Annotated in this window: 5 protein-coding genes; all 5 read right to left on the bottom strand. The window is 70.0% G+C overall.

Annotation, left to right across the window (positions count from 1 at the left end):
• Positions 1 to 57: 57 nt before the first annotated feature.
• The 5 genes from ACHZD8_RS04605 to ACHZD8_RS04585 all read right to left on the bottom strand — a co-directional run bounded on the left by ACHZD8_RS04605 (position 58) and on the right by ACHZD8_RS04585 (position 4,582).
• On the bottom strand, positions 58 to 819 hold the full coding sequence (locus ACHZD8_RS04605; protein ID WP_394768981.1) for a hypothetical protein: 762 nt from the start codon (positions 817 to 819) through the stop codon (positions 58 to 60).
• 20 nt (positions 820 to 839) lie between these two features.
• Positions 840 to 1,337 (bottom strand): signal peptidase II, encoded by a 498-nt coding sequence (gene lspA, locus ACHZD8_RS04600; protein ID WP_394768980.1) that lies wholly within the window; start codon positions 1,335 to 1,337, stop codon positions 840 to 842.
• Between the two features lie 125 nt (positions 1,338 to 1,462).
• Entirely contained in the window at positions 1,463 to 2,299 is an 837-nt protein-coding gene (locus ACHZD8_RS04595; RefSeq protein ID WP_394768979.1) for a class I SAM-dependent methyltransferase, read from the bottom strand.
• 10 nt (positions 2,300 to 2,309) lie between these two features.
• Complete coding sequence (locus ACHZD8_RS04590) at positions 2,310 to 3,581, bottom strand: dihydrolipoamide acetyltransferase family protein (RefSeq protein WP_394768978.1); 1,272 nt, start codon at positions 3,579 to 3,581, stop codon at positions 2,310 to 2,312.
• Complete coding sequence (locus tag ACHZD8_RS04585) at positions 3,578 to 4,582, bottom strand: alpha-ketoacid dehydrogenase subunit beta (protein WP_394768977.1); 1,005 nt, start codon at positions 4,580 to 4,582, stop codon at positions 3,578 to 3,580. Before ACHZD8_RS04585 ends, ACHZD8_RS04590 begins: the two co-directional genes overlap by 4 nt.
• Positions 4,583 to 4,629: the final 47 nt, after the last annotated feature.

The raw sequence follows: 4,629 nt of genomic DNA, 5'->3' as shown, positions 1-4,629 counted from the left end.
CGCTGACGCGCGTTCTGAGCTGCCCCGGAGAGTCACGACAGGCCAACTCAACCAACCTCAGGGTGATTCCACCCTGATCGACGGCTCGCCATCCGCCGGCACAATCGCGGCCTCCAGCCCGGAGGCGAGAATCCGCTCCGCGATCGCCCTGGTTGTGCCTACGATCGTCGAGTCGAAGTCGATCTCGGAGGCGGCGAACCAGCTGCGGTCGTCCGGCCAGGCGAGGTTGACGGTCTCCGGCCAGAAGTACGCCCAGCCGCTGCTGCGACGCCACTCGCAATCCTGGAACACCGAGAGTTTCCCGGCGAACAGAGCGTACTCGCGGCCGGGCAGTACGAGCAGCGGAGCCGCACGCACATCCGCGTCGAACGAGGTCAGTGCGCCGTCGGCGAGCCCGTGCGAGTCGTCGGGCGCGGCATCTCCCGCGCTCAGGAACGCGATACTGGAAGGCTCCGTGCCCGGCGTCGCGATACTGCCGTACCCCGTCCAGAGCCCGACGGTGATGTCCGCGTCACCCCCGATCGCGCGCGAGAGTAGCGCCCACCCCGCTTCCCCGAGCGACCCCTGCAGCGGCTCGTCGTCGGCCGCGCCTCGAATGCTCTCCCACTGGGCGAGCGGATGCCACGGCGCCCCCGACTCCGCGCACACCGCCGCCCACCGCCGCGAGCCGCCCCGCCCGTCGTTCACCGGGTGGAACACGCGCACGTAGCACTCGAAACCGGCCGGCACGACGCCCGTGACCGTGCCCCGACCGCCGGTGAGGCGAGGGGCGATCCAGGAGCCGCGCGCGACATCCGTGGTGTGCTCGAACCGCGCCACGCTGCCCCCTTCGGCCGAAACTAGTCCGCGTTCTTGGCCGTCAACGCCACGTAAAGCGCGATCGTGGTCGCGCCCACGACGAGCGCGATGTCGGCGATGTTGCCGATGAAGAAGTTGCCGTAGTTGATGAAGTCGACAACATGGCCGCGCGCGAAGCCCGGCTCGCGGAAGAGGCGGTCGCCGAGGTGCGTGATCGCTCCACCGAGCAGCAGGCCGAGGGCGATCGCCTGTACAACCGAGGAGACCCGCAGCGAGTACCAGGCGATGCCGACCACGGCCACAGCCGCGATGATTGCGAAGACCCAGGTAAACCCCTCGCCGATCGAGAACGCGGCGCCCGGGTTGTAGGTGAGCTGGAACGTGATGACGTCGCCGATCACGGGGATGACTTCGCCCGTGGAGAGGTTGGCCACCGCCCACGCCTTGCTCAGCTGGTCAGCGAGCACCACCACGATCGCAAGCACGGCGACCCCCATGATCAGTCGCGTGTTGCGCGCGGGTTTCGCGGCCGGCTTCACTGGCGGGCTGCGGGCTGCTCAGGGGTGGAGGTCATGCTCACATTCTCACCCGTGGGCCTCGGCCGCGACGAATTGGCGGCCGTACCCCGCGAAGCAACCGCACCCGCACCGCAGAGCGGCGGGCACTACTCGGCGGCGCGACGGCCGCGGCCGAACACTGCGGCCATCTCGAACTCGACGGGCACCATTGCGCGGAGGGCGTCGTCCACTGCGCGGCGCACCTCGGGCGCGGCCACCGCCAGCGCGACGCCGAAGGGGGTGCCAGCGATGCCCGCGACCGCGTCGTCGAGGGAGGCGAAGCGCACCGGCATCCGCTCGACCGTCGTCTCGACGTCTACGAGACCCGCGGCGGTGAGGGCGGCGGCCACCTCGGCCTCGCTCATGAAAAGCTTCGAGTTGTCGAGCATGCGGTCGAGCACGCCTTCGACGCCCACCGAGCGCACTGCGTCCGCATAGCTGTCGAACGGCTCATGGCGCTGCCCCGAGACCCACACCGCGACTCCGGCGACCCCGCCCGGGCGCAGCACGCGCGCCATCTCCCGCGCCGCCTGCGCGCGGTCGGGGATGAAAGGGAAACCCTGCTGGCACAGCACGACGTCGAAGGAGGCGTCGGCGAGGGCGAGTTCGGTGGCCGAACAGACGAGCGTCGTGATCGCGGCGCCAGCGGCATCCGCCTGCTCCTGCACGTGCTCGAGCATCGGCGCGCTCACGTCGCTCGCGATCACCGAGCCGGCCGCACCGACAATGGATGCCGCGGCACGCGACACCGCGCCCGTGCCGGCCGCCACGTCGAGCACGCTCTGCCCGGCCGCGACGCCCACGTAGTCGGTGAGGCGCAGCGCCCACGGCTCGAAGATCACGGGTTGCAGGCGCTGCAGGTAGTTCGCCGAGACCGAGTCTGCTTCGAATGCGCGTCGTTCGCCTGCGTTGCTTCCCGTTGGGGTGCTTCCGGCTGAGGTCATACGCGCGACCCTAGAGCATCGCCATGACGGTTCCCGGATCGGCGAGCATCGAGCCCACGTCGACGAGGAAGCGCGAGCCCTGCTCACCGTCTACGAGCCGGTGGTCGAACGAGAGGCTCAGGGTCATCACGTCGCGCAGCGCGATCTCGCCGTGGTGCTCCCACGGCAGACGGCGCACGGCGCCCATCGCGAGGATCGCCGCCTCGCCCGGGTTGAGGATGGGCGTGCCGGCGTCTACCCCGAACACCCCGACGTTCGTGATCGAGATCGTGCCACCCGAGAGGGCGGCCCGGGCGGTATCACCCCCGCGCGCCGTCTCGGCGAGGGCCGTGATGGCATCCGTGAGGTCGACGAGCGAGAGCGAATCGGCGTCGCGGATGTTCGGCACCATGAGCCCACGCGGCGTCGCGACCGCGATCCCCAGGTTCACATGCCCGAACTGCACGATCTCGCCGGCGGCTTCGTCCCAGCGGGAATTGACCTCGGGGGTGCGTTTCGCGGCGATGCACATCGCCTTCGCAATCAACGCGAGCATCGTGAGCCGGTGCTCGCGGAACTCCCGCGACTCCCGCAGCCGGCCAAGCAACTCACTCGTGGGGGTCACGTCGATCGTGAGAAACTCGGTGACGTGCGGCGCGGTGAACGCGCTCGACACCATCGCCGCCGCGGTCGCCTTGCGAACGCCCTTAATCGGTACGCGCGACTCTCCCCCGCTGGCCGAGGTTGTCGAGCCCCGCCCGCTGGTCGAGCGTGTCGAGACCGCCGCCGCTTGCACGTCGTCGCGAGTGACGAGCCCACCCTCCCCGGTGCCCACCACCCGCTCAAGGTCGACGCCGAGGTCCTGGGCGAGCTTGCGCACGGGCGGGGTAGACATGGGGCGCTCGGCCACAGTAGCGGGCTCGACCACCGAAATGGTCTCGACAAGCTCGACCACCGCCGGGGCCGCGCCGCGCTTCTTGCGCTGCGGGGTGCCGGTGTCCTCGACCACGGGGCCGTAGCCGACGAGCACGGGCGTGCGTTCAACGGGAGCACCGTCAAACTCCACCTCAAAGGCCGCGATGAGCGCGCCGACGAGCACCGTCGCCCCCTCCTCGGCGTAGAGCCTGCTCACTACGCCTGCGAAGGGCGACGGCAGTTGCACGATCGCCTTCGCCGTCTCCACCTCCGCGATCGGCTGGTTGAGTTCGACCGTGTCACCAACGGCGACGTGCCAGGAGACGAGCTCAGACTCGGTGAGTCCCTCGCCGAGGTCGGGCAGGGCGAATTCCCTCGTAACGGTCATGATGCCACCCATCCGGTGAGCGAGTTCTCGCGACCCATGACGCGGTCCACCGCGTCGAGGATGCGGTCGAGGTCGGGCAGAAAGTGCTCCTCGAGTTTGGCCGCCGGGTACGGGGTGTCGAATCCCGTCACACGCGCCGGGGCGGCCTCGAGGAAGAAGAAGCAGCGGTCGGTGATGCTCGCGGCGATCTCCGCTCCGAGCCCGCCGGACTGCGCGGCCTCGTGGGTGATCACGAGCCGGCCGGTGCGTCGTACGGAGGCCTCGACGGTCGGGAAGTCGATCGGCGAGAGCGAGCGCAAGTCGATCACCTCCACGGAGACGCCGTCGGCGGCGGCGGCCGCGGCGGCGTCCAGCGCGGTCTGCACGAGCGGGCCGTAGGCCACGAGCGTGACGTCGGTGCCGGGGCGAGCGACACGCGCGGAGGTCATCGGGAGGGTCGCGGCATTTTCGTCGACGTCGCCCTTGGTCCAGTAGCGGCGCTTGGGTTCGAAGAACAGCACGGGGTCGTCGCAGGCGATCGCCTCGCGGATCATCGAGTGGGCATCCTGCGGGCTTGAGCACGTCACCACGCGCAGCCCGGCGGTGTGCGCGAAGTACGCCTCAGGCGACTCGGAGTGGTGCTCGACGGCGCCGATGCCCCCACCGTACGGAACCCGGATGGTCAGCGGCATCCGCACCGCGCCGCCCGTGCGGTAGTGCAGCTTCGCCACTTGCGCGACGATCTGGTCGAAGGCGGGGTAGATGAAGCCGTCGAATTGGATCTCACACACCGGGCGGTAGCCGCGGAAGGCGAGACCGACCGCCGTGCCGATGATGCCCGACTCGGCGAGCGGGGTGTCCATGACGCGGCTCGCGCCGAACGCGGCCTGCAACCCGTCGGTGACGCGGAACACGCCGCCGAGCTTGCCGATGTCTTCGCCGAGCAGCACGACCTTGCCGTCGTCGGCGAGAGCACGGCGCAGGCCCGAGCCGATGGCCTTTGCGAGAGTGAGCTCGGTCATTCCATGCTTCTCAGGTAGGCGGCGTACTGGCTCTTCTGGCGGGCGAG

It is taken from the genome of Lacisediminihabitans sp., from assembly GCF_043726815.1.
Classification (GTDB): domain Bacteria; phylum Actinomycetota; class Actinomycetes; order Actinomycetales; family Microbacteriaceae; genus Lacisediminihabitans.
The sequence above is the reverse complement of the archived record's forward strand: the minus strand, read 5'-3'. Positions and strand labels throughout refer to the sequence as shown.

Coding starts and splice junctions, on each gene's coding strand:
- ACHZD8_RS04590 (WP_394768978.1), bottom strand. CDS start 3,581: ATGACCGTTACGAGGGAATTCGCCCTGCCCGACCTCGGCGAGGGACTC.
- ACHZD8_RS04585 (WP_394768977.1), bottom strand. CDS start 4,582: ATGACCGAGCTCACTCTCGCAAAGGCCATCGGCTCGGGCCTGCGCCGT.
- ACHZD8_RS04595 (WP_394768979.1), bottom strand. CDS start 2,299: ATGACCTCAGCCGGAAGCACCCCAACGGGAAGCAACGCAGGCGAACGA.